Source organism: Vibrio sp. JZG10 (genome assembly GCF_054064075.1).
The window spans coordinates 1-1,681 of record NZ_JBSUGE010000054.1 but is presented as its reverse complement, the minus strand read 5'-3'; the positions used below and the strand labels follow the sequence as shown (position 1 = coordinate 1,681).

Genomic DNA, 1,681 nt, shown 5'->3' with positions numbered 1-1,681 from the left:
GGTGACTTCTCACCGCCTTATCAGGCGATGCTTCTTATTTCGTTAGCCGTTGCTCGATAGTATCGAGACTTACGCAGCTTCCATAAGCAGAAACGACCGTCCAGCCGCCTTTAATTCTAGAATGCCTTTATCACGAATATTGAGGGCGGCATTTAAGTCGCGATCAATATCCGTTGTACCGCAAGATGGGCAATCCCATTTGCGAACCGATAAGGGCATGTCTTCCATTTTATGACCGCAACAGTGGCATGTCTTAGAACTGGCGTACCACTGGTCTAGCTTTACTAGGTGCTTACCTTGCTCTTTCAGTTTGTATTCCAGTTTCGCAACAAAGCTATGCCATGAGGCATCAGCGATATGTTTCGCTAGTTTGCGGCTTTTCATCATATTTGCTGATTTCAATGTCTCAACTATCACCGCTTGGTTTTCGTCAACGAGAGTTCGAGAGAGTTTGTGTTGAAAATCAGCGCGAGCATTCGCTACCTTTTCATGGCATTTAGCTACAAGTATTCGAGCTTTTGCGCGATTAGCACTGCCTTTTGCTTTTCTGGATAGCTGACGCTGCTTACGTCTGAGATTCTTCTCTGCGCGTTTTACAAATCTTGGGTTAGCTGTCTTTCTGCCGTTTGACTCAATCGCAAAATGAGACAATCCCAGATCGACACCTGTCACTGTTCTTACCGTGTGGAGTGGTGTTAAGGCTTCTACTCCATCATCCGCAAGGATTGATGCGTAGAACTTGCCTGTCTTGCTCAGGCTCACTGTGATGCTTTTAACCACACCTTCAATCTCACGGTGAACATTCGCCTCGATAGGTTTCATTTTGGGAAGCTTAATTGATCCATCAAGTACCTTTACACCCACACAGTGATAGCTCGACTGCTTGCCATGTCTACGTTTGAATTGTGGATACTTGGCTTTCAACTTCGGATTAAAGAAGTTATCGAAGGCTTGGTGAAGATTGATCACTGATTGCTGTAAGGCGATTGAATCATATTCCTTCAACCATTGATATTTGCGGGATTTCTTGGCAACGGCAAGCAGTAGTTTTATATCCTTTTTTGGATTCAGTGTGACACCATGCTTGCGGTACATGTGCGATTTTAAATGCAGAGCTTTGTTATACGCAAAACGCACGGCGCCAAACTGAGCGATTAAAAACTCAGCTTGTTCTTGCGTTGGGTAAATGCGTATTTTTGTTGCTCTTAACATTTCAGTGCTCACATGTATAATTTATTTATATTATTGTCTTATGCGGATATTGTAAAGTGAGTGCGCACAACAAAGAGTTACTTCAAGACTACCTCAGAAAAAGGCACAGCGTGAGCAAATTGGTTGTTCATCTGGTATTTACAACGAAGTACAGACGCAAGTTGTTTACTGGAGTTATGATTGAACAGTTAAGGGAAGCTTTTGAGTCAGCGTGTGTAAAACTCGAATGTGAATTGATAGAAATGGATGGTGAACAGGATCATGTTCATTTACTGATCTCATACCCTCCAAAACTTTCAATCAGCGTAATGGTTAACAACTTAAAAGCAGTTTCATCTCGTATGCTACGACTACAAAACACACACCTTACAAGGCAGAGTAAAACCTCCGCCCTATGGTCTCGTTCATACTTTGCTTGTACTGCTGGCGGTGCGACTATTGAAACATTAAAAGCTTATGTGGAAAGTCA

2 protein-coding genes are annotated in these 1,681 nt (G+C 42.8%); one reads left to right on the top strand and one right to left on the bottom strand.

From position 1 onward, the window contains the following. Positions 1-69 precede the first annotated feature (69 nt). Positions 70-1,212, bottom strand: coding sequence for an RNA-guided endonuclease TnpB family protein (locus tag ACWYVB_RS24060; protein ID WP_457530437.1), 1,143 nt, complete (start codon positions 1,210-1,212; stop codon positions 70-72). Positions 1,213-1,268: 56 nt separating this feature from the next. Here ACWYVB_RS24060 and tnpA point away from each other — a divergent pair. Then, a partial coding sequence (gene tnpA, locus ACWYVB_RS24055) for an IS200/IS605 family transposase (protein WP_262679630.1) occupies positions 1,269-1,681 on the top strand: 413 nt, incomplete at its 3' end.

Coding starts and splice junctions, on each gene's coding strand:
- ACWYVB_RS24060 (WP_457530437.1), bottom strand. CDS start 1,212: ATGTTAAGAGCAACAAAAATACGCATTTACCCAACGCAAGAACAAGCT.